Annotated in this window: 27 protein-coding genes; 11 read left to right on the forward strand and 16 right to left on the reverse strand. The window is 60.7% G+C overall.

Annotation, left to right across the window (positions count from 1 at the left end):
• The first annotated feature begins 16 nt into the window (after positions 1–16).
• The 4 genes from PQQ51_RS08430 (at position 17) to PQQ51_RS08445 (ending at position 5,831) form a co-directional block, all read left to right on the forward strand.
• Complete coding sequence (locus PQQ51_RS08430) at positions 17–1,321, forward strand: MFS transporter (protein ID WP_408496305.1); 1,305 nt, start codon at positions 17–19, stop codon at positions 1,319–1,321.
• 113 nt (positions 1,322–1,434) lie between these two features.
• Entirely contained in the window at positions 1,435–2,712 is a 1,278-nt protein-coding gene (locus PQQ51_RS08435; RefSeq protein WP_408496306.1) for a porin, read from the forward strand.
• 190 nt (positions 2,713–2,902) lie between these two features.
• Complete coding sequence (locus PQQ51_RS08440) at positions 2,903–4,144, forward strand: alginate lyase family protein (RefSeq protein WP_408496307.1); 1,242 nt, start codon at positions 2,903–2,905, stop codon at positions 4,142–4,144.
• Between the two features lie 67 nt (positions 4,145–4,211).
• On the forward strand, positions 4,212–5,831 hold the full coding sequence (locus tag PQQ51_RS08445) for a hypothetical protein (RefSeq protein WP_408496308.1): 1,620 nt from the start codon (positions 4,212–4,214) through the stop codon (positions 5,829–5,831).
• Positions 5,832–5,903: 72 nt separating this feature from the next.
• On the opposite strand, the gene PQQ51_RS08450 is transcribed toward PQQ51_RS08445, so the two are convergent.
• From PQQ51_RS08450 to PQQ51_RS08460, 3 genes are all read right to left on the reverse strand, one after another.
• Positions 5,904–6,950: a hypothetical protein gene (locus PQQ51_RS08450; protein ID WP_408496309.1), complete on the reverse strand. Its 1,047-nt coding sequence runs from the start codon at positions 6,948–6,950 to the stop codon at positions 5,904–5,906.
• 9 nt (positions 6,951–6,959) lie between these two features.
• The gene (locus tag PQQ51_RS08455; RefSeq protein WP_408496310.1) at positions 6,960–7,238 is read right to left on the reverse strand and encodes a metal-sensing transcriptional repressor; all 279 of its coding nucleotides are present in this window, start codon (positions 7,236–7,238) and stop codon (positions 6,960–6,962) included.
• Positions 7,239–7,371: 133 nt separating this feature from the next.
• The gene (locus PQQ51_RS08460) at positions 7,372–8,295 is read right to left on the reverse strand and encodes a sterol desaturase family protein (RefSeq protein ID WP_408496348.1); all 924 of its coding nucleotides are present in this window, start codon (positions 8,293–8,295) and stop codon (positions 7,372–7,374) included.
• Between the two features lie 307 nt (positions 8,296–8,602).
• Here PQQ51_RS08460 and PQQ51_RS08465 point away from each other — a divergent pair, with 307 nt between their 5' ends.
• The 5 genes from PQQ51_RS08465 (at position 8,603) to PQQ51_RS08485 (ending at position 13,006) form a co-directional block, all read left to right on the forward strand.
• Positions 8,603–9,571: a hypothetical protein gene (locus PQQ51_RS08465; protein ID WP_408496311.1), complete on the forward strand. Its 969-nt coding sequence runs from the start codon at positions 8,603–8,605 to the stop codon at positions 9,569–9,571.
• 64 nt (positions 9,572–9,635) lie between these two features.
• The gene (locus PQQ51_RS08470; protein ID WP_408496312.1) at positions 9,636–9,926 is read left to right on the forward strand and encodes an EF-hand domain-containing protein; all 291 of its coding nucleotides are present in this window, start codon (positions 9,636–9,638) and stop codon (positions 9,924–9,926) included.
• Between the two features lie 26 nt (positions 9,927–9,952).
• Complete coding sequence (locus PQQ51_RS08475; protein ID WP_408496313.1) at positions 9,953–10,666, forward strand: response regulator; 714 nt, start codon at positions 9,953–9,955, stop codon at positions 10,664–10,666.
• Positions 10,663–12,018 carry an ATP-binding protein gene (locus PQQ51_RS08480; RefSeq protein WP_408496314.1) on the forward strand — a complete coding sequence of 452 codons (1,356 nt, stop codon included), beginning with the start codon at positions 10,663–10,665 and terminating at the stop codon, positions 12,016–12,018. Before PQQ51_RS08475 ends, PQQ51_RS08480 begins: the two co-directional genes overlap by 4 nt.
• Before the next feature lie 226 nt (positions 12,019–12,244).
• Positions 12,245–13,006, forward strand: coding sequence for a DUF4410 domain-containing protein (locus PQQ51_RS08485; RefSeq protein ID WP_408496315.1), 762 nt, complete (start codon positions 12,245–12,247; stop codon positions 13,004–13,006).
• 93 nt (positions 13,007–13,099) lie between these two features.
• Here the strand turns inward: PQQ51_RS08485 and PQQ51_RS08490 are convergent, their stop codons facing one another.
• The 10 genes from PQQ51_RS08490 to PQQ51_RS08535 all read right to left on the reverse strand — a co-directional run bounded on the left by PQQ51_RS08490 (position 13,100) and on the right by PQQ51_RS08535 (position 21,345).
• On the reverse strand, positions 13,100–14,026 hold the full coding sequence (locus PQQ51_RS08490) for an SDR family NAD(P)-dependent oxidoreductase (RefSeq protein ID WP_408496316.1): 927 nt from the start codon (positions 14,024–14,026) through the stop codon (positions 13,100–13,102).
• Positions 14,005–14,574, reverse strand: a complete 570-nt coding sequence (locus PQQ51_RS08495) for a TetR/AcrR family transcriptional regulator (protein ID WP_408496317.1) — start codon at positions 14,572–14,574, stop codon at positions 14,005–14,007. Before PQQ51_RS08495 ends, PQQ51_RS08490 begins: the two co-directional genes overlap by 22 nt.
• A gap of 121 nt (positions 14,575–14,695) precedes the next feature.
• Positions 14,696–15,082, reverse strand: a complete 387-nt coding sequence (locus PQQ51_RS08500) for a RidA family protein (RefSeq protein WP_408496318.1) — start codon at positions 15,080–15,082, stop codon at positions 14,696–14,698.
• An 18-nt stretch (positions 15,083–15,100) separates the two neighbouring features.
• Complete coding sequence (locus PQQ51_RS08505; RefSeq protein WP_408496319.1) at positions 15,101–16,324, reverse strand: pyridoxal phosphate-dependent aminotransferase; 1,224 nt, start codon at positions 16,322–16,324, stop codon at positions 15,101–15,103.
• A 57-nt stretch (positions 16,325–16,381) separates the two neighbouring features.
• Positions 16,382–17,377, reverse strand: a complete 996-nt coding sequence (locus PQQ51_RS08510; protein WP_408496320.1) for a threonine ammonia-lyase — start codon at positions 17,375–17,377, stop codon at positions 16,382–16,384.
• Between the two features lie 61 nt (positions 17,378–17,438).
• Positions 17,439–18,167, reverse strand: a complete 729-nt coding sequence (locus tag PQQ51_RS08515) for an amino acid ABC transporter ATP-binding protein (RefSeq protein ID WP_408496321.1) — start codon at positions 18,165–18,167, stop codon at positions 17,439–17,441.
• Positions 18,168–18,185: 18 nt separating this feature from the next.
• A complete protein-coding gene (locus PQQ51_RS08520) occupies positions 18,186–18,872 on the reverse strand; it encodes an amino acid ABC transporter permease (protein WP_408496322.1) in 687 nt (228 codons plus the stop codon).
• Entirely contained in the window at positions 18,869–19,627 is a 759-nt protein-coding gene (locus tag PQQ51_RS08525) for an amino acid ABC transporter permease (RefSeq protein ID WP_408496323.1), read from the reverse strand. The genes PQQ51_RS08520 and PQQ51_RS08525 overlap by 4 nt, the downstream gene beginning before the upstream one ends.
• 82 nt (positions 19,628–19,709) lie before the next feature.
• The gene (locus PQQ51_RS08530; RefSeq protein WP_408496324.1) at positions 19,710–20,603 is read right to left on the reverse strand and encodes an amino acid ABC transporter substrate-binding protein; all 894 of its coding nucleotides are present in this window, start codon (positions 20,601–20,603) and stop codon (positions 19,710–19,712) included.
• A gap of 10 nt (positions 20,604–20,613) precedes the next feature.
• A complete protein-coding gene (locus PQQ51_RS08535) occupies positions 20,614–21,345 on the reverse strand; it encodes an HAD hydrolase-like protein (protein ID WP_408496325.1) in 732 nt (243 codons plus the stop codon).
• 110 nt (positions 21,346–21,455) lie between these two features.
• On the opposite strand from PQQ51_RS08535, the gene PQQ51_RS08540 reads away from it, so the two are divergent.
• Positions 21,456–22,127, forward strand: coding sequence for a GntR family transcriptional regulator (locus PQQ51_RS08540; RefSeq protein WP_408496326.1), 672 nt, complete (start codon positions 21,456–21,458; stop codon positions 22,125–22,127).
• A gap of 255 nt (positions 22,128–22,382) precedes the next feature.
• On the opposite strand, the gene PQQ51_RS08545 is transcribed toward PQQ51_RS08540, so the two are convergent.
• A complete protein-coding gene (locus PQQ51_RS08545; RefSeq protein WP_408496327.1) occupies positions 22,383–23,315 on the reverse strand; it encodes a carbon-nitrogen hydrolase family protein in 933 nt (310 codons plus the stop codon).
• A 39-nt stretch (positions 23,316–23,354) separates the two neighbouring features.
• Positions 23,355–24,680, reverse strand: a complete 1,326-nt coding sequence (locus PQQ51_RS08550) for an MFS transporter (RefSeq protein WP_408496328.1) — start codon at positions 24,678–24,680, stop codon at positions 23,355–23,357.
• A gap of 83 nt (positions 24,681–24,763) precedes the next feature.
• On the opposite strand from PQQ51_RS08550, the gene PQQ51_RS08555 reads away from it, so the two are divergent.
• Positions 24,764–25,741 carry a LysR family transcriptional regulator gene (locus PQQ51_RS08555; RefSeq protein ID WP_408496329.1) on the forward strand — a complete coding sequence of 326 codons (978 nt, stop codon included), beginning with the start codon at positions 24,764–24,766 and terminating at the stop codon, positions 25,739–25,741.
• Here the strand turns inward: PQQ51_RS08555 and PQQ51_RS08560 are convergent.
• Positions 25,731–26,234, reverse strand: coding sequence for a hypothetical protein (locus PQQ51_RS08560; RefSeq protein ID WP_408496330.1), 504 nt, complete (start codon positions 26,232–26,234; stop codon positions 25,731–25,733). The two genes, PQQ51_RS08555 and PQQ51_RS08560, sit on opposite strands and share 11 nt — an antisense overlap.
• Positions 26,235–26,266: the final 32 nt, after the last annotated feature.

Here is a 26,266-nt window from a genome sequence, read left to right on the forward strand (position 1 = left end):
AATAAAGCAGATCGTCATGACAATCAAGGTAAGGGGTCTCAGGTGGTGGATGATCGGCCTCCTGACCCTCGGCACGATTACGAACCACCTCGCGCGCAGTTCGTTGAGCATAGCGGCGCCGACCGTCATGCAGCACCTTCATATCAGCCTTCATCAATACGGCTGGATTACCGGCGCTTTCCTCGTCATGTATCCGATCGGCGCACCGTTCACCGGTTATCTGATGGATCGTATCGGCTTGAGAACCGGCTTCCTGATATGCGGGGCGATGTGGTCGCTCATTTGCATGGCGCACGGCCTGGTGACAGGTTGGGTCGGGTTGTTCGTTCTACGTGGCGCGTTGGGTTTTGCCGAGTCGGCGTTCATCCCTGCGGGCATGCGCGCCGCCGCCAGCTGGTTTCCGGCGCGGGAGCGCGGGATCGCCGCGGGGGCGTTCAACCTGGGGACGTCGATCGGCGTGATCATGGCGCCGCCGCTGATCGCATGGTCGATCCTCGCCTACAACTGGCAGGCGGCGTTCGTCGTTGCCGGCAGCCTCGGCCTGGCGTGGACAGTGTTGTGGCTGGCGTTCTACCGTCATCCGGACAGGCACCCTGCGTTGACCGCGGAAGAAGCGTCGTATATCGACGCGGGCAATGACGTCGACCCCACTGTGCCGAACGAGACCCGCTCGCCGATCCGCGAGATTCTTGCGCAGCGCAATTTCTGGGGTATCGCGTTGCCACGGTTCTTTGCCGATCCGGTCTGGGGCACGTTGATTTACTGGATGCCTCTCTATCTGTACCAGGCTCGCGGCTTCGATCTCAAAACCATCGCGATGACGGCATGGTTGCCGTTTGTCGCGGCCGATCTGGGCTGCATGATGGGCGGCTCGCTGTCGGGCTACCTGAACAGGCGCTTTGGCACGCCGTTAGTCGACGGCAAACGGATGGTCTTCACGTTGGGCGCGTTGTTGATGACCGCGATGGCGGGTGTCGGACTGGTTCGGAGTCCCGGTGCCGCGGTCTTCCTGTTGTGCCTCGGCGGATTCGCTCATCAGACGCTTTCGGTCACGGTGATATCGATGTCCGCCGATCTGTTCCCACGCCGGGAGGTCGGCACGGTGACGGGACTCGCGGGATTCGTGGCGGGGATCGGCAATCTCTGCTTCACCCTCCTGATCGGCTGGTTCGTCGGTCGTATCGGCTATACGCCGTTCTTTATCGCGCTGAGTTTGGGCGATCTGATTGGCGCTGTGTTTCTCTGGCGATTGATCGGAAGAACGCCGTCGGTACCGGGTACGAGAGAACGGCGGCCGCACGAGTTACAGCCTATAGACTGATTTTTACCGTTACTGAAAGACGGTGGCTTACTCGACGCATAGCAAGTGAGCGCGCTCGTCGGTCAACTTTTCGCAGCCTGCAACAGACAGGTATAAAAACCCCCGGAGACAAAATGAAGCGGTGTATCCCTAGATTCGTCGGCGTGATCGGTGCAGGCCTCCTTTGCTCCAACGCTACGTGGGCCCAGGAAACAGGGAAGGCGCCGACCTTCGCCGGGGCCGAAGAGAGTGCCTTCAATGCGCTCGCTTCGCCGGTGTCGGGAGACGGCTATAGCGTGGCTGGCAATACGCTTCAGCTCTATGGTTTCCTGAGCCCGACCATTGCGTACATCAGCGGCACGGGGGCGCGGCGCGGCGCCGACGAATCCGCTGCGACCGTATTCGCGAGCAACGGTTCGTATTGGGGCATACGCGGTGCGGAAGATCTGGGCGGCAACTGGCAGGTTCTGTTTCAACTGGAAAACACGATCAATATCGGCACGGGAACCAATACGAGCTCCAACGGCTCCTTTGCAGGACGCGACACCTTTGTCGGGGTGCAGAACAATTCGTTCGGTGTTCTCAAGCTCGGCTATCTGACTTCGCCGCTGTCCAGCACCGTGGGCATCTACAAGTTTCTCGGCGACGAGATGCCGATCGCCAGCCCGACGACGCTGATGACCACCGTCAACGGAACCTCGCTGTCGTTCAACTCGCGCGTGGCGAATGCGGTGTTGTACTCGACTTCGAAAGACTCCGCGGGACTGGTTGGGCACTTTCTTTACACGCCGAGCAACAGGGCCGATCCGTCTTCGGGTGTCGTCAGCGACGGCGATTTTGTCTATTCGCTGTCCGCAAGTTATGGCGCAGGGCCGCTCTACCTGCAGTATGTGTACGAAGCGCGCAGCAATCAGGACAAGCTGGCGACCGGGGCATCGCTCGACTGGGACCATCGCATCGTAGGGCGGTATTCGTTTAGTCCGACGTTCGGCTTCGGATTCGGCCTTGACTATGCCGGATCGGACGGTACCTACGGCAAAAAGGCTGCGGCAGGTGCCGGCCGCGTATCGCGGCAGGCTGCTACGTTCAGCCTCGCGAAGGAGGTCGGTCGCAGCGAATTCATCGGCTCGTACGCGTACGCACGCAGTATTCAGTGCTCGGGCGCCGCGCTTGCCGCCGAGGCGGAATGCGCGCCCGGCATGTCGGGGGGCACCGGCGCGGAGCAGTTTTCGCTCGCGTACGAATACCGGCTCAGCAAACGCACGTTGCTGTCCGCCTATGTGAGCCGGATCTGGAATCGTAGCCAGGGTCTGTACGACTTCGACTCGACGCCTGTCGTTCAAAGCGTGAGTGCGCGTACCCCCGGCGTCAATCCGACCGGGTTCGGCTTGGGGATCACGCACATTTTCTGAGCGCGTCGCTCGATCGAAGCCCCCACCTTTTATATCGACGTCAACTATGCAAAGGGTCAGCACTACCAGAATCCAATTACGGTCAATCCTGGGCTTTCTTATCAGAAGTAACGGCGCGCTCGACACGGAACGGCGAACCGGAACTGAACTCTTCAACCGAGGTATGTTTGCGATGCCACGCTTTATTCTTATGCTCTCCATTTGCGTTTTATTCTCGCAGTTCTTCACACACGCGGCTCATGCGGATACCAACGCTGCGCCGGTGGTCTACACGCTCGACGCCGGACTGCTCGCGATTGCCAGGCAACGTGTCGCCGCAAGTGACGCGACGGTGATGCCGGCGTACCGGCAACTGCTGCGCAGCGCCGACAAGGCGCTGAATACGACGCCTTTCTCCGTCACCGACAAAGGCGTGACGCCGCCGAGCGGCGACAAGCACGACTACCTGAGTATGGCGCCGTACTGGTGGCCGGATCCGTCGAAGCCGAATGGTTTGCCGTATATGCGCCGCGACGGCCATATCAACCCGTCGACCAAGAACAACGATACCGATTCGAAACGTATCGAAGATTTCTCGAACGCGGTCGGCGCGCTGGGCATCGGTTACTACTTCACCGGCGACGCCCGTTACGCTCAACATGCAGCCTTGTTGTTGCGCACGTGGTTCCTCGATCCGGCCACGCGAATGAATCCGAATCTGAAGTATGGGCAGGCGGTCATGGGTTCGGTCGACGGGCGGGGCACGGGCATCATCGATACGCGCCACTTCTGGCAGGTCGTGGATGCAATCGGTTTGATCGCACCGTCAGGAAAACTCAGCGACGCGGAACTCGCGGGTTTGCGTCAGTGGTTCACCGACTACACGCAATGGCTTCTGACAAGCAAAGAGGGCAATGACGAAGCGGCGGCACGTAATAACCACGGCTCGTATTTCGACGAACAGGTGGCGAACTATGCACTGTTTACCGGCGATAAGGATCTGGCGCGCAAGCTGGCCGAGCAGGCGCTTCAAAAGCGGATCGACGTGCAGATTGCTGCGGATGGCCGTCAGCCGATGGAGCTCGAACGCACCCGCGCTTTCCACTACAGCACGTTCAACCTGGTGGCGCTGTCCCGCCTCGCGCGCTATGGCGAACAGGTCGGGGTCGACGTGTGGCATTACCCCGATGCAACGCGGCCCGCGTTGCGCCGCGCTCTGGATTACCTGACGCAATATGTCGTGAATCCGTCCGCATGGCCTTACAAGGATATTCAAGGCGTGGGTTATGCCGACTATCTGCCGTTGATGCTGCAGTACGAGCGTGTCTATGGGGTGTTGCCGGAGGCTGCAACGGTCGAAAGCGACTTGCGAGGGCAAGTGCCCACGGCCACCGACTGGTTGCTATGGCCGCTCGTCCAACCCGCGGTGGCCCAACCGGGTAACGCCTCCTGAACCCATGGAGTTTCCGGCACACCCCGTCGACTGACGCACTGCTGCACACTCTGTAAAGGAACCTGACGTGAAAAAGACTTTGGAAAAGCCGCTCGCTCCAGACTTGTATCGCTACCTGCCGTCGATCCGGCGGCGGCAGTTCCTGCGTCTGACCGCCGGCGCGAGCGCAGCGATGCTCACCGCGTGTGGCGGAGGCAGCGGCAACGGCAACGCTGCGCCAAACAAACCGCAGGCGTTGGGCTCGACGAGCACCGATGTCGCTGCCACGCTGACCATTCAGCAGCAGCCGGTCCCTAACTCGGTGACGCTCGATCCCGGCTTTGCCAGTTTGAGTTATGAGAAGAGTCACATCAGCACGTCGCCCGGCGTTTACTTCGGGGCGAACAACACGAACCTGATCGGTTTGCTCAATGCGTTGGGCGGCGGCGTTTTGCGTATCGGCGCCAATAGTGTCGATCGCATGACGTGGACGCCGGCTGGCGCGGGTCAGGTTGGCAACCAGGTCTCGCAGATCGACGTCGCGAGATTCGCGGGCTTCATCAAGCAGTGTCCGAACTGGAAAGTGATCTACGGTATCAATTTTGCCGGCGCGCAAAATTCGCAGTCTTCGCCGGCACTGGCGGCTGCCGAAGCCGCTTACGCGGCCCAGCAACTCGGGAGCCAGCTTCTTGCGTTCGAGATCGGCAACGAACCCGATCTCTACGGTAACGACAACACGCCCAACCTTTCCGGCATGACATACAGCACGTTCATCAACGGCGGGTCGGTCGGGCAAGGCACGATTGCCGGTTGGAACCAGTTTGCCCAGGCTATCCGCAGTGCGGTGAGCGGCGCCGTGTTCAGCGGCCCGGCTGCCTCCAGCGACAAGAGCGGCTGGGCCGAGGACTTCGCCGCAAGCGAAACCGGCAGCATTGCACTGATGACCGAACACTATTACATCAGCAACTATGACAATGCGGCGCCGTCGATTGCCGGCATGCTGACTTATCCAGACACGAATCTGGTGTTGAAGCTGCAAGCGCTGCAAACGGCCGCGCAGAAAAATGCCACGTTGTTCCGTATGGGCGAGAGCAACTCGTATTTTTCGAGCGCCGACCCGGCAGGCGTAAGCAATGCATTTGCCTCCGCACTCTGGGCGATCGATTTCGTCTTCACGCATGCACAGTACGGCGCGAGCGGTTTGAACCTGCATAACAACGGGACAATCGCCGGCTACACGGCGATCGGCGATGCGGGCGGCGCGGTCACGGCCGTTCAGCCGCTCTATTACGCACTCGCGTTCTTTGCGCAGATTTTCGCGGGCGGTACAACGGGCAAGCTCCTGAACAGCAATCTGACCGCAAAAGGCATTGCATTGAGCGCCTACGCGGTTGGCGTCGCCGATGGAGCGACGTATGTGATCGTGAATAACAAAGATACGACCTATGCGTCGAACGTGACTATCGCGATCGGCAAGACGGCGTCGCAGGCACAGGTGACCACGCTCGCCTCGTCTGGCGCTAACCCCACGCTACAGCTCGAGAATCTCGGTGCTTACAGCGGCGGCTCGGCCATTACGTTCGGCGGCCAGCCGATCGGTCTGAATGGCGCATGGCAGGGCGCAGCACAGCAGACGGTCGCGGTCTCGGGCCAAAGCGTGACGCTGAATGTCGCGGCTGCGTCGGCCGCTTTGATTCGCATTGTTTAGGCGCATCCGCGTTGCGGGACTGAAGGCCGTTCGGGGTCCGATCTGTGTGCCGTGTGCCGCCATCTTTCGCACTCACAAGATCGGAAACACCCAGAAAGCCAAGCCGACCAGGCCAATGAACGCGCCGCTGATAACCTCGCCGTAACGTTCGAGTGCGCCAAACTTCACGCGCTGCAGACTAGCTGTCGAATAAACGCAGAGCAGGACATAGGTCAGGATGGTGCTCGCCGCAAAGACGAGCGCCATGATCAGGATCAGGCTCAGTCCGTACTTCCCAGCCGCGAAGAATGCCGGGATGCCCTCGATCATCGGCGAGGACCCGAGAATCAACAGTAACGCGGTTCGCGACGAGCTTTTCCTGGTCGTTTCTTTTCCGTGGTCACTGTGATGTTCGTGCTCGGCAAAAGCGGTTTGATATGAATGTGCGTGACCGTCGTGGCTGACCGTGACGTCGACATCGAATCCGTGGGGTTCAGGAATGTCATCCGTTGATTCCCAGTATGAGCCGCGTCGCTCGAATGCGAAAGTTTGACGGCTACCGTTTTCGCGGCGGGTCTCGACCATCAGGGTCTCCACCGTCTCTGGCCGCGTTGCGCTCAACCGGAAGCGCGGCGGTTGCCCGGACTCATAGATGGACAATTCGAGAGCCCCGTGCTCCCCGAACACCCGCTGCAACTCGTGGCCGTGAATCGACTCCGCAGAACTGCGGGGGCCCGCCAAATGGGAAAAGTCGTGGCTGTGTCCGTGCGGGCCATGGCTATGACCATGGCCATCGTGCGAGCGAAGCTCACGCCAAGCGGAAATTGCGATCCATAGCCCAAATGCGACCAGAGCGATGCTCGAAATTGTGTCGACCCAGTGACCGAACTTCGCTGCGACCGCGACGCCGGCAAGCCATACGATGGCCGCGAGGATCAGGGTCGTGACGACATGGCCGGTCCCGGCCTGAAGCGCGGCCCGAGCGGTTTGCCTTTTGCTCCACCCTCGCTGGCGCGCAATCAGCGTGATGGGAACCCAGTGGTCCGGGACGATCGTGTGCAAGATTCCGACGACCAGGACGGCGCCGACCAACAGGGCAGCCGAACCGGTGTCCAGCTGCTGGAAAGAAAGGAAACCCATCGGAAGATCCTAAAGATATTTGCTGATTGCTTTGAATTCCGCGAGTGCCGCTTTGGCTGTCGCGGGGTCGGTATCAGATTGCGCATCAAGGCAGTGGTCCACATGGTCGTGAATCAGCGCCTTCTTCGCGTTAATGACGGCCTTTTCGATTGCATGAAGCTGCTGCGCGACGTCGACACAATTTCGACCCGCTTCGATCATGGCGATAGTGCTACGCAAATGGCCCTCGGCGCGCTTCAGGCGAAGCACGATGTCAGGATGCGATTCGTGAAGAGTTTTTTTGTCCATGACCCATGGTATCCAGGGGGATGGGTCATGTCAATGAGCACTGGCGGGTATTATTGTGGCTATCCCCTGAGGGGGGATGCCTTGGCTCAGATTCGCCTGCCGGCGATCGGCGCGCGAGGCCGCGCCGACTCGTTCACCGTCCTTGCGTATTGACCGGAACCGTGCGGCGTGCGGCCAGATGCTGCTGACGCAGCGCTTCGGTTGTTTCGCAGGAACCTTCCGGGCGCCAGCCCGGCGGCAGGATCACATAGCTGATGGCAGTCCACACGCTCCGCGCCGATGCGATATCGCGCGCGAGGCTGACCCAGTGCTCGAATTCGACGACGAGCGGATTGCGGGAGCGTGTCGGTGTGGTGAGGCCATAGCGGCAGGGCTCGTCAGCCCGTTCTTCGACATATGTGCCGAACAGCCGGTCGAACAGGACGAGTACGCCGCCAAAGTTCGCATCGAGATACTCGACATTCGACGCGTGGTGCACGCGATGCGAAGAAGGCGTATTGAACACGTACTCGAGCCAGCCGAGTTTCGGCGTCCACGTGTTATGCAGCCAGAACTGATACAGCAGGTTGAAGCTCAGCGTCGCGAGCACGATTTCCGGACGCACGCCGAGCCAGACGAGCGGCGCGAAAAAAATCGCTGAGCCGGTCAGCTTGCCGGTCAGGCCGAGCCGGTAAGCAGACGAAAGCGTCAGCTGGTTCGGCGAGTGGTGAACCGCATGCGTCGCCCAGAAAAAGCGGATGCGGTGCGACGCGCGGTGATACCAGTAGTAGCAGAATTCCTGGCCCATAAAGAGCAGGAAGATCATCAGCGCGCTGTTGAGCGTGACGGTAAAGATCCGGTGATCCCACGCGAGCGCGAAAACCGGTGCCGCGAGCGAAAGCGGCAGCAGCGCGAGCAGTTTGCGACCGACGACATCGGCCAGCGAAATCCAAACTTCATACCAGTCGAAAGGCGTGGCGCTGTCGCGCTGTTTGCGCGTCAGCACGCACGCCTCGATCAGCGAGACACCAACGACGAACAACGTGACATACAGGGCGAGTTTTTCGGTAGTCAACATGGTGGGCAGATAACGGATCGGGAGAGGGGACGCGTCGACTGCCGGACATGGCTGGGCTGCTATCGCGTCGGGTGAAGCTAATGTAGTGGGCTGCCCGATGAAAAACCACGCGGAAATCATGTCGCCAGATGTCACGGAATTTCCGCCGCTATCGCCGCCGGGCGGCGCGGGGCGGGCGCTGGCGCTGCGCCGCAGCGGTGTAACACCGCGACATCTTTTACACAGCGATTATTTCGCGGACTCCTTTTATAGTTCGTTTCGTTGCCACGCCGGACTGTGTGGCGAACCGAACCTGGAAGGACACCTGATGAAACTCCAATACCTCGCCACAGCCGCCGCTTCGCTGCTCATCGCCGTCAGCACACCCGCCTTCGCGGGATGGTCGGGTCACGGCACGGCCTACACGCCGCACGGTAGTTACAACGGCGCACATTACGGTTCCTGCTCGGGCGGCAGTTGCACACACGCCGGCGGCGTCCAGAACCCCTACGGCGGCATCGCCACCAACACCGGCACAGTGACCCGCACCGCGCCTGGCCAGTTCGCGAATTCGGGCACGGCCACCGGTCCCAACGGACGTCAGGTCCAGCACTCGGGCGACACGAGCTGCGCAGGCGGTACGTGCGCGCATACCGGCAGCCTGAACGGCTCCGACGGCCATAGCGCAACGACGTCGGGCAGCGTGACGCGCAACGCGCCGGGTCAGTTTTCGTCGTCGGGCACGGTCACCGCCGCGAACGGCAACACCGCCAGTCACTCGGCATCGACGAACTGCGCCGGTTCCACCTGCGCGCGTTCAGGCACCGTGACGGGCGCCGACGGCGCAACCGTCGCGCATTCAGGCAGCGCGACCCGCGTCGCCCCCGGCGTGGTGACGACGAGCGGCGGCACGACGGTTGTTCATGGCGGCACGGTCACGACCGGAGGCGCTACGGTCACGACAGGCAGCGCTACGGTTGCCGTGGGGGTCGCGCCGGTCGTGGTTACGCCAGCACCGGCACCGGCGCCAGCGCCGGTCGTCGTGGTGCCGCCGCCCGCGACCGTGCCGCCGGTCGTCTACGTGCCGCCGCCAGCGCCCAGGGCCGTCTACGTCGCGCCGCCGCCCAGAGTCGTGTATGTCGCGCCGCCCCCGCCGCGTGTCGTGTTCGTCGCGCCGCAGGCCCGCGCGCTGTATGTTGCGCCGCATGCTGTCTATGTCGCCCCCGCGCCGCGTGCCGCGGTCATGGTGCCGGGCCATTGGGTTGGCGGCGTGTGGGTGCCACCGCACTGGGCGTGAGCGAAACATCAGATCAATGGATTAACCCCGCCGGCCTTGAGTGTCGGCTACCACGGAGTAGATGATGAAAAAGATGATTGCGGTTCTGGTCTTGTGTATTGTGTCTGCAACGGCTTCGGCTCAGGTTGCGCTGCCGCCCGGCGAAGCCGGGCGCGGCGAGCGCTCCATCCAGCAATTACAGGCGCGCTTTGCACGCGCCAACACGACAGGCGACGGCAAGCTGACGCGGGAACAGGCGGCGGCCGGCATGCCGCTGGTCGCGCAACACTTCGACGCAATCGATACACAGCACCTCGGTTATGTCACGCTGCCGCAGATCGAGGAGCTGATGAAGCAACGAGCAATGGCACGCTGAATGCCGAAGAGCGCGGGAGACGCGTCATGGAGCAGGTGAACAGGATTATCGTGCTGGACGACGAAGCCGAGCTGCGCAACATGCTGCAACGGTTTCTCACGGGTCACGGTTTCTACGTGCGCATCGTCGCCGACGGCAAGCAGCTCGACCGCTACCTGCAGCGCGAACCCTACGACCTGCTCGTGCTGGACCTGATGATGGAGCCCGAAGACGGTCTCACAGTGTGCCGGCGGCTGCGCGCCGAAGGACAGACGCTGCCCATTCTCATGCTGACCGCGAAAGGCGATCCGGTCGACCGCGTGGTCGGCCTCGAAACCGGCGCCGACGATTACCTCGCGAAACCCTTCCTTCCGGACGAACTCGTCGCACGAATCCGTGCGCTGCTGCGCCGCCAGAAAATGGCCGCGGGCGAGCCGACCGTCACGTCGCAGACACTGCGCTTCGGCGAATATCAGTTCGACGTCGGCACGCAAACGCTGTTGCATTGCGGCGAGCCTGTCGAGGTGCACTCCGCGCAGATGCTGCTGCTGCACGCACTGGGTTCGTCGCCGAATCGGCCGGTGAGTCGCGAGAACCTGCTTGCGCGGGCGCGCGGGCGCGACCACGATGCACTCGATCGCAGCATCGACGTGCAGATCTTGCGGCTTCGCCAGATCGTCGAAGACGATCCGTCGAAACCGCGCTTCATCAAGACCGTGTGGGGCGTCGGCTATATGCTCGTGGCCGGCGTCGAGTCGTGAACGCGCCAATACGTCCAAGGCAACGCGCCAGATGGCTGCCGCGTTCGCTGCTGGCGCGCAATATCGCGCTGCTGGTGGCGCTGGTCGCGCTCACTCAGGCGTGCTCGTTCACCGTGCTGCTGCATTTCGTGCAGCGCCCGCGAATCGACCGCGCGGCGATCATCTTTTCCGACTACGTGAAGACGCTCGACGGCGTGCTGGCGTCCATGCCCGCCGACGAAGGCCGCGCGGCGGTGGCGCGTCTCGGCGGTCCGACAGCGCCGCCCGACCATCTCGAGGCCGGACCGCAACGCAGCGCGGTCCGCTTTTTTCGCACATGGCAACGCGATGTCTTTATCGGCGCGCTGCAGCACTATCTGCCGCCGGACATTCAGGTGCGCTGGCAGACCGGCGACGGCGAGCGGCTGTGGATTCGCGTGCACGTCGCCGGCGAGGCCAGCTGGATCGCGCTGCCGATGACCGAGGATGCGCAGGCGAGCGGAATTGCCACGACGCTTGCGCTTTCCGTGGGCCTCGCGTTGCTGGCGGCACTGACGGGCTATCTGATCCAGTTGCACATCAACCGTCCGTTGAAGGATCTGGCGCGCGCCGCACGGCACGTGAGTGCGGGGGAGCCTCCTGTCGCGCTCCCTACCGACGGTCCGACGGAAATCGCCCAGGTCAGCAGCGCATTCAACCAGATGACTCAGGCTTTGCAGGAAGCGGAAGCGACGCGCGCGCTGATGCTCGCGGGCGTGTCCCACGACATCCGCACGCCGCTCACCAAGCTGCGTCTCGCGATGGCGATGGCGGTTCCGCGCGGCGCCAACGACACATTTTTCGCTTCGGCGGAGCGCTACCTCGATCACATCGACACGATTCTTCAGCAGTTCATGGACTACGCCGGAAGCGGTGAGCGCGAGGCCGCGCAGCCGGGCGACCTCAACGCGCTGATCGGTCGTCTTGCCGCGGATTTTGCCGGGCTCGGACACGAATTCGACCTGTCGCTCGAAGCAGTTCCCGTGTTTGCGTATCGACCCGTGAGCCTGATGCGACTGCTGATGAACCTGATGCAGAACGCGATCGTCTATGGCCGCTCGGGTCTCGCCGTGCGGACGTGGACCGAAGGCGATGCCGCGTACGTCGCCGTTTGCGACCGCGGCAGCGGCATCACGGCAGAGGACATGGAAAAGCTCAAGGCGCCGTTCAGTCGCGGCGCAAATGCACGAACTCATTCGGGCGGCACAGGGCTCGGGCTCGCGATTGTCGAGCGCATCGCGCGCCTGCACGGCGGCACGCTACAGTTTCGCGCGCGTGAAGGCGGAGGTCTCGAGACGCTCGTCATGTTGCCGCTGGGCCCGCGCTCCGCATAGAAACGCCCGTTTCGCAAAGGCCGGCGACATGGGGCGACATAATTCGTGGATAGCGTGCAGAGGCGCTCCCTCCCATAATCGCCTCTGTGAGTTGTGGCGCATTTCTCAGACAGCGCGAACTCACGCAGAAGCGATCTCCGATAGTTTGCGATCCTGTGGATCGAACGATTGTCGGCGACATCTCCCCGACAATTTTCGGCACGACAGTGCACAAGGCAGGATCGACATGCAAACCTCAATCAACTCCCTCGCTCGCAACGCGAAACATCTGGCGGCCACGGCGTTCGTGACGGCGTCGCTGCTGCTGAGCGGCTGTGCGTCGGCCGCACCCGGCACAACAGAAGTCAGCGCTGCGCCGCACGTTCGCGCCGACGTCATCTACGTGTATTCGTTCGATGCTACGTCCGACCAGGTGAAAATGGACAGCGGCATCGCAACGAAACTGAGCACGGCGATGAGCGGCGAATCGTCGGCGCAACAGCAATATCGGACGGCGATGGCTACACGCGAACAGGTCGCTGATGAAATCGTGCGGGAGTTGCAATCGAAAGGGCTGCGCGCGGTGCGCGTGGACGGTCCTGTACCGGCGAATCAGAGCGCGCTGATCGTCGAAGGTAACTTCAATACGATCGATCAAGGCAAGCGTCGCCGTCGGATGTTGATCGGTCTTGGCGCCGGCAAGAGCGAAGTGGGTGCATCGGTCGAGGTCCTGTACCAGCCCGCGAACGGAACACCGATGCCGCTGCAAAGCTTCTCCGCCGACGCCGACAGCGGCCACATGCCGGGCATAGCGGAAACAGCGGGTGTCGGTGCGGCAGCGGGGCATGTTGCGATGGCTGCGGCGACGGGCGCATCGCTTCATGGCGTGTCCGAGGCGAAACACGACAGCGTGGCCACCGATGCGAAAAAGCTGGGCGATTCGATTGCGAAGCAGATTGCCGCGGCAAGCGTCGCGAACGGCTGGATGTCGGCTGAGCGTGTGGAGTGATGCCGATGCCGTACGGCAAGTCCCGCGAACGCGGTCCTCGCCGTCGGCAACGCACATTGCTACATGTGCGGCGCTATAACCCAGTCGCGATGCTTACAGCGGATTGAATCCGGCCTTGCCGGCGAACATCACGGATTCGGCGAGTTCCTTCTGCGCCTTCAGCGCGGTGAGGCTCTGGGTATAGCCACCTTCCAGCACCGCATACGCATCTCCGCCGAGGACGGTACGCAGCGGCGGTTCCGGCAACTGGCTGATCGTATAGATGGCGTCGGCCATTTTCACGGGGTCGCCTGAAGCGTATTCGTCGCCGACTTCCTTGACCTGACGGCGCAGGTTGCCGACCGCACCGTCCCTGTAAGCGTCGAGTTCGTCAGTCCAGCGGATATTGGCCACGAAGCCGGTCTTGATGGACCCCGGTTCGATGACGATGGTCTTGATGCCGAACTCGGCGATTTCCAGGTTCAGCGCCTCGGCGAAACCCTCAAGGCCGAACTTCGCCGCGTGGTACAACGAGCCGCTCGGGAAGGCGGCACGTCCGCCTACGCTGCTGACGTGGATGAACGTGCCGCGCTTCTTGCTGCGCAATGCGGGAAGGAACGCGCGCGTGACATGAATCGGCGCGAGCAGATTCAGCCCGATCTGCTGCTCGATGTCCGCCTCGGTCATTTCCTCCATTGCGCCGATCACCGCACCGCCGGCGTTGTTGACGACCACGTCGACATCGGGATGGCGTGCCGCGGCGGCCTGAATCTGCTCGCGGCTCATCAAATCGACGGCCTCCAACTCGAGCAGTTCCGGATATTTCTGCTTGAGCGCCTGCATGGCATCGACGCGGCGAACCGCAGCAATCACAGAATGCCCCTGGGCCAACACCTTTTCCGTGAGGGCAACGCCGAGGCCGCCGGACGCGCCGGTAATGAACCACTTCTGGATGGACATGAATAACATCTCCTTATAGATATTGAGTGTGTGATCACTCAATAATGGTCGAAAAATTTTTACTGCGTGATTGCCCGCCACAGCATACGAAATCCCAGTTGCCGGTGATGCCTGGCTTTGCGGGGATGCTTGTCTACGTAATCAATCGTCGTATCTGCAATGTGCTCGATCACGGACGAAAGGAAAGCGATCGGCGCATCTACCAGCACGCCGTCACGCACGCCATCCTGCATCAGCCGGGACACCTCCCGAAAGGGCTCCATACCCTGCGCCTTGGTCTCGTCCAGGATGTGCCCGGATGCGGTGAGCCGCGCGAGGGCGAACCGTCCAGCGGCGTTGGCGAGGCCCCAGCTCACATAGCGCTGGAAAACGTGCTCCATGCGTTGCGCGTAGTCTGCGTCGTGCGGATAGTCCGGCATGATGGTTTGCGCGAGGCTCTGCTTGAGGTGCAGATAGATTTCCTGGAACAGTACTTCCTTGTTCTCGAAGTACGTGAACAAGGTGCCCTCGGCCACGCCTGCGCCCCGGGCAATGCTCGACGTGCTGGCCAGTACGCCTAGTTCAGAAACAGCCTGCGTTGCGGACAACAGCAGGGCATATCGCTTCTCTGGACTTAAAGGCCGTGCCATGGATCTGTGTGCAAATATAGAGTGAGTACGCGCTCAATTATACGTAACTTTTCACGGGATGCAATCGATCGACTCGCGACGGGTAATGGCCGAACGTTCACGTGCGCCGCCCGTCGGCCGTTCAGGCGTCGCGTGCGAGCAGCACGGCGTCTACCTCGATATCGAAGCCCGGCAGGTTCGACTGGACGAGCGTGCGGGCAGGGGGCGGGTCGCAGACGTATTCGGCATAGACCGCATCGAACGCCTTCGCATCCGACGGATTCTTCAAAAACACACCGACCTTGACTGCATCCTTTAGGGACAACCCCGCGGCGTTGGCGGCTGCCTCGAGGTTGTCCAGGGTCATGCGCGCCTGAACCTCAAAGGGCTTGTCGCCGTGGCGTACGTTGTCCCGGTCGCGCGGGGTTTGCCCCGCAAGGAAAACCAGCCCCTGCGCCTGGATGGCCACGCTGTAGGTGCCGGCCGGCGGTGGCGTCCGGTCGCTCGAGAAGGCTTTGCGGGTTGTCACGATACATCTCCTATGCACTCAGGCGCGATAGCGGTTGATCAGTTGTGCAGTGCGCTCGACGGCTTGCACGGCAGCAGCATGGTTCTGGGAGAAGTTTAGACGGATGCTATCGATGGCGTAAGGGCTGAACTCAGTACCCGGCGTCACTATCACCCCGGCCTGATGGCGAAGAATGCGGACGAAATCGTGCAGCGGGACGGACATCGCGGGCAGGCGTGGGAACAGGTAGCTGCCCGCCTCGGGTGCACGTGCGGCCATGCCGTCTACGGAGCAAAACAACTCGAACAGGTCATCGCGGATGGCTTGATGCTGGGCGATACGTTCTTGCATCCAGCCCCGCGGTTCTTCGAACCAGGTGCGCAGAACCGCCTGGCAATAGCCCGGCGCCCGCAGGGACACGATGGCCTGGAGCTTCTCCATCCTGTCGACAAGGTGCTTCGGACCGAAGGCCACGCCGAGGCGATAGCCGCTGAGCGACTCGGTCTTGGACGGCCCCATGATCGTCACGACGTTGTCGGCGCTGATCTGCGACGCGCGCAGATGCGTGTACGTCGCTCCGGTATAGAGCAGGCGGGAATAGAGCTGGTCGACGATCACGGTTGCCCCGTACCGGTTGGCGAGCGCGGCGATCTGCTCGATCTCATCCTTTGAATAGATAACGCCGGTAGGGTTGTTCGGATTGGAGAACAGGAAGGTCTTGACGCCGGCTTTGAACGCTGCTTCGAGCTGATTCAGGTCAAGGCCTGCGCTCGTCGTGTTATTCAGGTAGTCCAGTCGCACGGGTACGACCTCGCCACCGGAGAACTCGACCAGCTTGCGGTTCGCGAAATAATCGGGCTGCACGATGGCGACCTTGTCGCCGACTGTGACCGTCGCGGCGATGGCCAGGAACAGCGCGCTCTGCGTGCCGGGCGTGATGATCAGCTCATCGGCACCCGACAAAGGCCGGCAAGTGAACGCAGCCAGGTGTGCAGCCACGCGATCGCGCAACTCGGCGCCACCTCGGTACTCGGTGTACGCCTGCTCACCGCCGCGTTCGACGCCCTTGACGAACGCTGCCAGCGAACCAGGCGTGGGGACGAAGGCGCTGGGGTTCACGTCGCCGTGTGAAAAATCCACTGGTGTGCCGCTCAAATTCTCGCCGCGCAGCAGCGATTCCAGCCCGCCTCGATGCTGGCGCACTTCCTGGCCGGGGGCATGGTCGGTAGACAGCTTCGCGAATTTCTCTTCGATAGGGCTCATTTCATTACTCGGTGGTTGGATGGCGGTGTGAACGTATTCACCTGGATAGGACAAGCGTCAGGAGATTGCGCGGATGAACAATTCGGGATCGACGTTCCCTCCGGACGCGATCACGACTGCCTGTCGGCCGCGGAGTAGCGACGGATTGGCGAGGAGCGATGCAATAGCGATGGCGCCGCCCGGTTCAACGACTACGCGGAACTCTTCGAACAGGACACGCATCGCGTTCAATACGGTCGAATCGTCGGCTGTCACGACACCGCTCAGTCGACGCTGATTGATTGAGAAGGGGAGCGCGGCGGGCGTCGGTGCGAGCAGCGCATCGCAGAGGGAGGTGGCGTTCGGCTGATTGACTTCGCGCGCGCCGGATTCGAGCGAACGTCGCATGTCATCGCAGTTTTCAGGCTCTGCGGCCCAGATTTCCGCTGTTGAATTGACGGCGTCAACTGCGAGGCTGGTTCCTGCGGCCAGGCCGCCGCCGCCGCAAGGAACGAGGATCACCTGAGTACTGTTCGCAGGCAGAGCATTGAGCGCCTCGAATGCCGCCGTCCCCTGACCGGCGATAACATGCGGATGATCGCCTGGGGGGATCAGCGCATAGCCTCCCGAGGCGCCCAATCGCGCGGCGATTGCTTCGCGGCTTTCCGTCTTCCGATCGTACAGGACGACCTTCGCGCCTTGATCACGTGCTTTCTCCACTTTCACATGGGGCGCGTCGGACGGCATCACCACCGTTACCGGGATATTGAGGAGCTTGCCAACGGTAGCGATCGCCTGGCCGTGGTTTCCTGTCGAGTAGGCGAGAACCCCCAGCGGACAGCGGCTGCGATCAAGACGGGACATACTGTTGTAGGCGCCGCGGAACTTGAAGGCGCCCGTGCGTTGCAGGCTCTCCAGCTTCACGAAAACCGTTCCGCCGACGAGGGCATCCAGGCGATCCGATTGCAGCAGCGGCGTATGGATGGCGACATTGCGCAGTCGCCCGGCGGCGTCGATCACATCGGATGGAACGGGCGAGATGAAGTCGGCTAATTCAGAAGTTTGTACTGTCATGATTCAGGACGGTGTAAGGCCAATAGCGTTAGGTGTGGCGCAGCGGAATGCCGGGCACGCGTCAGTCGTGCAGAACCTTTGAAAGAAAGTCCTTTGCCCTGTCCGAATGGGGCATGTCGAAGAACTGCTGTGTGGGTACGTCTTCGACAATTCGGCCGCGGTCCATAAAGATCACGCGGTTGGAGACTCGCCGTGCAAAGCCCATCTCGTGGGTCACGATGATCATGGTCATGCCTTCACGAGCCAGTTCCGCCATGAGGTCGAGAACCTCGCTCACCATCTCCGGATCGAGGGCCGAAGTCGGCTCGTCAAAAAGAATTGCCGCCGGGTTCATGCTCAGTGCCCGGGCAATCGCCACACGCTGCTGCTGCCCACCGGAAAGCGCCCCAGGATATTTGGCGGCCTGATTGCTCAATCCCACTCGCGAAAGCAGTTTCATCGATTTCTGAGCGGCCTCGTCGCGGTCTCTCCCGAGTACTTTTATCTGTCCGAGTATCAGATTCTCGAGGATCGACAGATGGGGAAAGAGCTCGAAATGCTGGAATACCATTCCGACTCTGGCCCTCAACTTCGGAAGACTTGTTCCTTTGAGTCCCACGTCGACATTGTCGAAAAAAATATGTCCACTGCCGTACGGTTCGAGGGCGTTAATACATTTGATCAAAGTCGATTTTCCGGAACCCGAGGGACCACAAACGACGACGACTTCGCCTTCCTCGATCGTGGTGGAGCAGTCGTCGAGAACCTTGAAATTTCCGTATTGCTTTGAAACGTGTTCGATGCGGATCATGACGTGATGGCTCCTTCCTTAATGGGTAGCGAGACGAAGTTGAAGTCGACGCACGCCCTTGGTACACAGAAAACAGGTGATGAAGTAGACCAGGGCCACGAACACGTACATCTCAACCATGCTGTTCTGTTGCTGCGCAATCTGCGTGGCAGCGCCGACAAAGTCGGTCAGCGAAAGTACATAGACGAGAGAGACGTCCTGAAACAGCACGATCGCTTGCAGGATCAGGATCGGTGCCGTATGCCGGACAGCCTGAGGCAAGATCACGGACGCGAGCACCTGAACGCCGTTCAAGCCGAGTGCGCGTGCCGCCGATGCCTGTCCGTTCGGGACCGCCAGCACGCCGGCCCGGATGATTTCGCAGTAGTAGCAGGCTTCGAACAGGCTGAAAGTCACGAAGGCCGACACGTAAGCATTGACCTGTACAGGGTTGGCGGAACCCACCACCCAGCCGACGACGTACGGGCTGAGGAAGTAGACCCAGAATATGACGAGGATCAACGGAATCGAGCGGACCAGATTCACATAGCTCGCAACCAGGGTCTGTGTCCATCGTGGCCCGTACAGGCGAATCACGGCGAGGACCGTGCCCAGGACCAGGCCCGTCAGGGCGCACAGGACGGTCAGTTTGATCGTCAGGCTAAATCCGTCGATCATCAGATAGGACAGGTTGGATGTAATCGCGCTGAAATTCATCGTGTTCATGACAGGACTTCCTGGGCTTGCGGTGAACGTGCGGCTCGCTCCTTACGATTTTTTCTTTCGACGGCGAAAATCCGGATCATCCCGATGAGGACCAGATTGATCAAAAGATATCCAGCGGTCGCCGCTGAAAACGCTTCAAAGGTGTGAAAGGTCGTTTCCTGCATTTCTCTTGCCCTGGCCGTCAATTCCATGAGTCCGATAGTCATGCCGATAGACGTGTTCTTGACCAGGTTGACCAACTCGGAAGTCAGCGGCGGAATCATCAGGCGGAATGCCTGCGGCAGGATGATCAGCCGGAAGACCTTCGCTCTTGTCAGGCCGAGTGCGAGACCCGCCATCAGTTGTCCCTTGGGCAGTGCCGTGATGGCCGCCCGTGTCTGCTCGGCGACCCGCGCCGCTGTGTACAAACCGATCGATACCGACGCGGTGAAGAACGATCCATATTCGAGGGCTTTGATCCACGTTCCAGTTGCGCGGGGCAAAAGCTCGGGGACCACGAAGTACCAGATAAATATCTGGACGAGAAGCGGGATATCCCGGAACAATTCGACGTAGACCGCTCCCGCACGTTGTCTGAATCGACTCGTCGAGACGCGCAGCAAGCCGACGATGACGCCCACGAACAGCGCGATGACCGCCGACACCAGCGCTGTTGCGACGGTCCACCCCGCGCCGCAGAACAGGTTGTGCGCGTAGGTTGAAATGCCGTCGCTGGACACGTCGTAGAAGGCGCTCCAACTCCACTGATAATTCATGTCTACTCCACTTGAGTGGTTGACTGGCGGCCGTCTGCCGCCAGTCAACGATTCCTGGATACAGAGCTAACAGGTCGGCTCATCAACCCGGGATCGAATCCACCTGAAATATTTGTTGTACTGACTGATCGAGAGGCATCCCGATCTGGGAAAACCATTTGGTGTACAGCCCGGCAGCTCGGCCCGATTTGAAATCCTCAGCCAGCGTTGCGTTGATGACGTTCAACAGAGCAGAGTTATTCGGCGCCACCACGATTCCGTAGGGCAGGTACGAAAGCGATCTGCCGCTGATGCGAAAAGCGTTCGCGTCGTTCGCGCGCTTCTTCAGTCCGTACAGGATCACGTTGTCGGACATATAGGCATCGGCGCGTCCGGTGCTGACCGTCAGGAAGCCCTCAGCCTGATCCTTGACAAGGACAAAGCGGATATTCAACTTCTTTTGGGCATTGATCGACTGCGCAAGGGCCGCGTTTGTCGACCCGGCAGGAACCGCCAGCGCTTTGCCGGCGAGGTCTTCAAACTCCTTGATCTTCGAATCGGCCTTAACCAGAAGCTGGTCCGCCGCGGCTGCCGTGACGAATGAGAAATCGACCTGGGCTGCCCGCTTCAGCGTATGAACCGTCGAACCGCACTCCATATCGACACTGCCGTTCTGCAGCAGAGGAATGATTGTGCTCAGATCGACCGGCACAAAACGCACCTTCAGATTCGGGCGGCCTAGTTGCCGTTTGAGCGAATCCACGACTGTCAGACAAAGGTCGATTGTGTAGCCGGTGGGCTTCTGATTCGCGTCGAGGTAGGAGAAAGGGATACTCGATTGCCGGTAACCGATTACCACCTCATCGTGTGCCTTGATGCGAGCCATGGCGGAATCCGCGGTCTGCGCACTGGCCGGCACGATTCCGAAGAAAGAAAGCGTGCAAGCAATGCCGACGATACGGGCCCAGCGCAATGAGCGTGCGGGACGACAGTTCATGGCGGATCCCCTAGTTTGTGGAGATGGCGAGCTGGGCGCGATGATGCGCGGCGAGTTCCTGGAGCGTGTCGAAAGTGATGTCCGGAACGGCACCTTTCGCATCTTCGGGACGCGAACCGAGGCTACGGCCCGGCCGCTTGATCCACGCGCAATGGATGCCAAGGTCGTTGGCGGGAATGACGTCCGCGCGCAGACTTTGAGCGACGTGCAGGATCTCGCTCCGATTGATTCCCATATCCTCGAAGCGCTTGAACGCCGCGTGAAAATGGTCGTGGTCAGGTTTGTAGGCTTCGACGTTTTCCGCGCTGGCAATGACGTCGGCATTCAGATTCAGTTTTCGCGTCGAGTACGAAAGCGATTGATTGTCGATGTTGCTCAGCAAGCCAATCTTGAAGTGCGAGTGCAGGTAAGCCAGTGACTCCTTTGCATCCGGAAAGGCGGGCCACAACATCACTGCGTTGGCAAACACTTCGCGCTCAGCATCGTTTGTCGGGATGCTGTATCGCTCGCAGAACTCGTTATAGGCGCGACGGAGCACCTCGGGGTAGAGCAGCGCAGGGCGGATGCGCTGAAGTTGCGCGCGGGCGCGGTCGAATTCCAGCAGTAGTTGTTCGCGTGAAAGTTCGACGTGGTACTGGTCGGCGACGCTCTGGAACAACGAGATGATCGTGGGTTCCCAATCAATCAGGGTTCCATACACATCGAACGTCAGCGCTTTGAATCGGGTCAGGTCAAGTGCCATGCCAGGCTCCATAAATTATCGATAATCATTAATCGATGATCGGTAAACTAGCGCGAACGAAAATTTGTGTCAACATATTGACATCGTCATTTTCGCTACGTGGAAACCCTATGGAACAACTTACTTCGCTCGCTCAGTCCTTCCAGGAAAAGCGACAGCCGATCTCGGGTGTGGTGGCGGATGCGTTACGCGAGGCGATATTCCGCTCTGTGCTGAAACAGGGGGAGTCCTTGCGCCAGGATGCGATAGCGAAGCAGTTTGGCGTCAGTCAGGTCACTGTGCGGGAGGCTTTCCGGCTGCTGGCGGAGGAAGGCGTCGTCGAAATCGTGCCGCGGCGAGGCGCTGTGGTGGCGTCGCTGTCACCCGACGATGTCAACGAAATAGTTGAACTTCGGATTGCAGTCGAGACCATGCTGATTGCACACGCAATGCCGCGCCTCGATGAAGACGATTTCGTTGCGGTGGATAAAATTGTGCGCAAGCTTGATAAGACTCGCACGATGACCGAGCAGCTCGCGCTGAACGTAGACTTTCATGCACGGCTTTATGCCAAGGCGGAACGGCCGCGTACGTTGGCAACGCTTGAAAAGCTGCGTCTCGCCTTCGAGCCCTACCTGCGATTACTTTGGGCTCGATCGGATTACAAAACGGCCTCACAGGATGATCACCGAACGATTATTTCCCTGTGCAGGAAGCGCAATATCAGAGGGGTTCAGGACGTGCTGGCAAAACATATCGCGAGCACCGGGCAGGAAATCACGCACTTGTTGAACGGTGAGTGACCATTATCGACGTTTCAACTATCGGCAGACGTCGCGCAAGCCGACGTGGATAACATTTGACAGCGCTGCGGTGTGACGTGCAGCGCCCGTTTGAACATGACCGCGAATGAATTTGCGTCCGCATAGCCAGGACTCGCGGCGACGACCGGTATCTTCGACGTGACGGACCGGATCATCCGGCTCGATAGTAGCTGTGGCGTTACCTGACGTGACGCTTATCGAGCGATCGGTGTTATTCAGGCTTCGTTTGACGGGTCACCCCGCCGTGAACGTCACCGGCGGCATCGGCGCGGTATTGACTGACAACTGAAACACCTCCGGCCGCGAGTAGTGGCCGACCACATCGAAGTCCAGATTGCTCGCGCGGCCAAGACTGACATCGATGTCCGCATACAGAATCGTCTCCGTGTCGAACACGGGTCCGGCGAGCACCTTGCCGAGCGGATCGACGATCATGCTGCCGCCGCGCATGATGAAATCGTCGTCGCCCGCTTCCAGGCAGAGGTCCTCGCGATAGAACGGCGGATACTCTCGTAACTGGATCGCCTGACATGCACTCAGCACGTGCACGCGGCCTTCGAGCGCGATGTGCACCATCGAAGGCGCCCAGGTCGCGCGATCGTCCGCAGTCGGCGCGCAATACAGCTCCGTGCCTTGCGCATACATGGCCTGCCGCAGCGCGGGCATGTAGTTCTCCCAGCAGATCACCGTACCGATGCAACCGAGCGATGTGTCGACTGGCGCGATCGTCGAGCCGTCCCCGAAGCCCCAGATAATGCGTTCCTGCCCGGTTGGCATCAGCTTGCGATGGTAGCCAGCCATGCCTTTCCCCGGCACCAGCGTCACGCTCGTGCAATAGAGCGTGCGGCCCGAGCGCTCGATCACGCCCATCACCACGTGCACCCCTGTTTCCGTCGCGACCTCGGCGAGCAGCGCAAGCTCAGGACCGTCGAGCGTCACCGCGCCCTCCATGTAGCGGAGAAAATGCGAGCGGCCCGCGTCGGTTCGCTTGCCGACCACCGTGCCGAACGACGCCCCCTTCGGATAGCCGCCGAGAAATGCCTCAGGAAATACGGCGAGCGTCGCGCCTTCGCGAGCGGCGCGGCGAATCTGATCGGTGGCTTTTTCGGCGCTCTTCATGGGTTCGAATGGAATCGACGACGCCTGAATGACAGCAGCTTTAAACATCACAAACACTCCAGCTTGAATTGAATTTGAACGACACCTTTAGCCTTGCGCGATGTCTTTCTGCCGCGTCTCGGGCAGTGTGAAATACAGGATGACGAAACAGAGCAGCGACACCCCTGCGAGATACCATGCGGGAATGTTCGGGTTGTGGGTGAACTGGATCAACGCAGCCGCGATAAACGGTCCAGGTCCCGCGAGCACCGCGAGCGCGATGTTGTGACCGAGTGCCGCGCCGGTCGAACGGATCGAGGCCGGGAACACTTCCACGAGCAACACCACGTCCATGACTGCTGTTACCGCAACGAGTGCCGCGAGCACGATCAGACCCACGAGAATCGCCACGATGTTCCCGGTGTTCAGCAGCATGAAGATCGGATAGGCGAGAACCGTCAGGCCGAGTGCCGACGCGAGCACCATTGGACGTCGGCCGATGCGGTCGGACAGTCGGCCCACCAGCGGCTGAAATATCGTGTACAGGACCAGCGAGATGCTGCACAGCCAGAGGGACGTGGACTTCGGCAATCCGACTGTCTGGGTCAGATGGTTATTGGCGTAGGTGATGAAGTAGTAGAGCGAGACGCCGAAGAGTGCCGAGAACGCGAGCGTCATCACGATAGCCCGCGAATATTCGCCGCGCGCCGGAGGCGTCGTCGCGTGCGTCGCGCGTTGGCGTTGCACTTCTTCGTAGACCGGCGTGTCGCCCAGACGCCGCCGGATGTAGATCGCCACCGCCGTCATGAAAACCGATGCGACGAACGGCAGCCGCCAGCCCCACGAAGCCACGGCGGCCTCCGGCAACGACACCGAGATCACCGCTGCGATGAACGTGCCGCACAGAAACGCCGCGCCCGCTGTGCCCGTGATGACGCTCGCGGCGGTCGCACGCCGGTCGCGCGGCGCACTTTCAACCATGTAGATGCCCGCGCTCGACCACTCGCCGCCGACCATCATCCCCTGCACGAAGCGCAACAGCACCAGCAGGACAGGCGCGGCGAGACCGAGCGTGGCGTACCCCGGCAACAGGCCGATCAGTGTGGTCGACAGGCCCATCCCGAAGACCGTGACGATGAGTACCGCGCGCCGTCCGAGCCGGTCGCCGAGAGGACCGAGTATGAGCGCGCCGAGCGGGCGGGCGAGAAAGCCGACCGCGAACACCGCAAGCGACGACAGCAGCGAAATGCCCGGTGCGGTCGATGGGAAAAAGGTTTTGCCGATAATCGCCGCGAAGTATCCGTAGATGGCGAAATCGAACCACTCCATGAAATTGCCGATTCCGACCGCGAGCGCCCGCTTGCGTAAATCGACCCCGTGCCCGGCCACCGCGTGATCGGCGGCCAGGCTGATATCCATCGTTGTCTGTTTCATCCAGATCTCCCGAAACTGCGGTTGCATGACTGAGTGGCTCAGTGTAGAAATCGGAAGCGAATTCAATCAAACGAATGTTAAAAATGACCATCATTAATGTGGCTAATATCAGCAGGATGGATCTGAACCTGCTCGTGGTCTTCCAGTGTCTGATGAACGAGCGCAGCGTGACGCGCACCGCGGAGATCCTGAGCCTCACGCAAGGAGCGGTCAGTTCGTCGTTGAAGCGCCTGCGAGAACAGTTCGGCGACGACCTGTTCGTCAGAGGCACCGGCGGCATGGCGCCGACGCGCCGCGCACTCGAACTCGCGCCGACAGTCAGCGAGGCGCTCGGCGCGGTCTCCACACTGATCGACGGGCGCAAGCAGTTCGCTGCCGAGACTTCTCGCCGCGTGTTCAACATTGCGATGTCGGACGACATCGAGAGTTGCGTGTCGCCGATGCTGGTGAACGAAGCGCAGTCACGCAGCCTTTCGGTGGGATTCGCGTTTCACCAGACCAACAGTTCGCTGTGGAAGTCGGCATTCGACGAGCGCGAAGTGGATCTTGTTTTGTGCTCCGAGCCGAAAGCGCTCAGCTCGCGCTATTCGTCGCAGATTCTATTTTCGTCGTCGTATTCGTGTCTCTACGATGGCGTGCGTTTGAACCTGAAAAGCCCGATCACACGCGACGAATATCTTCTGCATCACCACGTGCGCGTGTCGTACGACGGCCGCCGTGGTTTCGTCGACGACCTGCTGGAAAACGAGGGTATTCCGCGCAGGGTCTCGGCGTCGTTTACTCACTTTTCAGGCATGCTCGCAACGCTTGTTTATAGCGATGCCATTGCCACGTTGCCAACCTTCGCAGCCCATGCTTACGCACGAATTGCGCGCTTGACGGTGAGCCCGGTCCCAATCACCGTGCCGGCCTTTCGCGTATTCATGATCTGGAAGGCAGCGCAAAACGACGACGAGCAGAATGCGTGGCTTCGTTCTTTTGTGACCGACACGACGCGGGAATTGCAGTTCGCGGGAGCCTCGGCGAACGCGGGTTCGCCGCGGAGAAAACTCAGGCGTTGAACGCCTCGGTGAAACCGGATTGTGTGCACTTTGCGATGGATTGCTCATCCCATTCTGAGTCTTCGTCGAGCGGCTGCGTTGAAGAATAGCGTTTGACCGTTGTGGGCCGACGCCTCGGGAAAAGATCATTTGAAGTACTTGTTAGGCGCGACTCCCAGTACTTTGCGAAACATCGCCGTGGCCGGCCTGGCGATGCCTGGATGTACGCTGGCCGTATTCCGACGCAACTTTTTTCATCAAGGTACTCGGCAAGTAAGAGCACGCGATAAGCCGACTGCCAACTCGAAGTGTGCAAGTTCGCGATGATGGCACTGTCTTCTGCCGAGGCAGAACGTAATAAGACGGTTGGATCTTTCACTTTGGTTTCTGAAACCTGAATGTTATGTAGGTGTAACGATCCGCTTTCCGTTGTTTTTTTAAAGCCTGAAAGATCTTCGATCTCAGGGGTAGGGCAATTTGCCGCAGACATCGCTTTGCGATCAAGAGAACTCAAAGATTGGCCGATATCCTGTCAATGTAGGTAAG

The organism is Paraburkholderia xenovorans (assembly GCF_046030735.1).
GTDB lineage: Bacteria > Pseudomonadota > Gammaproteobacteria > Burkholderiales > Burkholderiaceae > Paraburkholderia > Paraburkholderia xenovorans_A.

What these genes read in the sequence shown, in the direction of transcription:
- PQQ51_RS08430 (WP_408496305.1), top strand. Translation starts at nt 17, where the DNA reads ATGACAATCAAGGTAAGGGGTCTCAGGTGGTGGATGATCGGCCTCCTG.
- PQQ51_RS08435 (WP_408496306.1), top strand. Translation starts at nt 1,435, where the DNA reads ATGAAGCGGTGTATCCCTAGATTCGTCGGCGTGATCGGTGCAGGCCTC.
- PQQ51_RS08440 (WP_408496307.1), top strand. Translation starts at nt 2,903, where the DNA reads ATGCTCTCCATTTGCGTTTTATTCTCGCAGTTCTTCACACACGCGGCT.
- PQQ51_RS08450 (WP_408496309.1), bottom strand. Translation starts at nt 6,950, where the DNA reads ATGGGTTTCCTTTCTTTCCAGCAGCTGGACACCGGTTCGGCTGCCCTG.
- PQQ51_RS08455 (WP_408496310.1), bottom strand. Translation starts at nt 7,238, where the DNA reads ATGGACAAAAAAACTCTTCACGAATCGCATCCTGACATCGTGCTTCGC.
- PQQ51_RS08460 (WP_408496348.1), bottom strand. Translation starts at nt 8,295, where the DNA reads ATGTTGACTACCGAAAAACTCGCCCTGTATGTCACGTTGTTCGTCGTT.
- PQQ51_RS08465 (WP_408496311.1), top strand. Translation starts at nt 8,603, where the DNA reads ATGAAACTCCAATACCTCGCCACAGCCGCCGCTTCGCTGCTCATCGCC.
- PQQ51_RS08470 (WP_408496312.1), top strand. Translation starts at nt 9,636, where the DNA reads ATGAAAAAGATGATTGCGGTTCTGGTCTTGTGTATTGTGTCTGCAACG.
- PQQ51_RS08475 (WP_408496313.1), top strand. Translation starts at nt 9,953, where the DNA reads ATGGAGCAGGTGAACAGGATTATCGTGCTGGACGACGAAGCCGAGCTG.
- PQQ51_RS08485 (WP_408496315.1), top strand. Translation starts at nt 12,245, where the DNA reads ATGCAAACCTCAATCAACTCCCTCGCTCGCAACGCGAAACATCTGGCG.
- PQQ51_RS08495 (WP_408496317.1), bottom strand. Translation starts at nt 14,574, where the DNA reads ATGGCACGGCCTTTAAGTCCAGAGAAGCGATATGCCCTGCTGTTGTCC.
- PQQ51_RS08505 (WP_408496319.1), bottom strand. Translation starts at nt 16,324, where the DNA reads ATGAGCCCTATCGAAGAGAAATTCGCGAAGCTGTCTACCGACCATGCC.
- PQQ51_RS08510 (WP_408496320.1), bottom strand. Translation starts at nt 17,377, where the DNA reads ATGACAGTACAAACTTCTGAATTAGCCGACTTCATCTCGCCCGTTCCA.
- PQQ51_RS08515 (WP_408496321.1), bottom strand. Translation starts at nt 18,167, where the DNA reads ATGATCCGCATCGAACACGTTTCAAAGCAATACGGAAATTTCAAGGTT.
- PQQ51_RS08520 (WP_408496322.1), bottom strand. Translation starts at nt 18,872, where the DNA reads ATGAACACGATGAATTTCAGCGCGATTACATCCAACCTGTCCTATCTG.
- PQQ51_RS08525 (WP_408496323.1), bottom strand. Translation starts at nt 19,627, where the DNA reads ATGAATTATCAGTGGAGTTGGAGCGCCTTCTACGACGTGTCCAGCGAC.
- PQQ51_RS08530 (WP_408496324.1), bottom strand. Translation starts at nt 20,603, where the DNA reads ATGAACTGTCGTCCCGCACGCTCATTGCGCTGGGCCCGTATCGTCGGC.
- PQQ51_RS08535 (WP_408496325.1), bottom strand. Translation starts at nt 21,345, where the DNA reads ATGGCACTTGACCTGACCCGATTCAAAGCGCTGACGTTCGATGTGTAT.
- PQQ51_RS08540 (WP_408496326.1), top strand. Translation starts at nt 21,456, where the DNA reads ATGGAACAACTTACTTCGCTCGCTCAGTCCTTCCAGGAAAAGCGACAG.
- PQQ51_RS08545 (WP_408496327.1), bottom strand. Translation starts at nt 23,315, where the DNA reads ATGTTTAAAGCTGCTGTCATTCAGGCGTCGTCGATTCCATTCGAACCC.
- PQQ51_RS08550 (WP_408496328.1), bottom strand. Translation starts at nt 24,680, where the DNA reads ATGAAACAGACAACGATGGATATCAGCCTGGCCGCCGATCACGCGGTG.
- PQQ51_RS08555 (WP_408496329.1), top strand. Translation starts at nt 24,764, where the DNA reads ATGACCATCATTAATGTGGCTAATATCAGCAGGATGGATCTGAACCTG.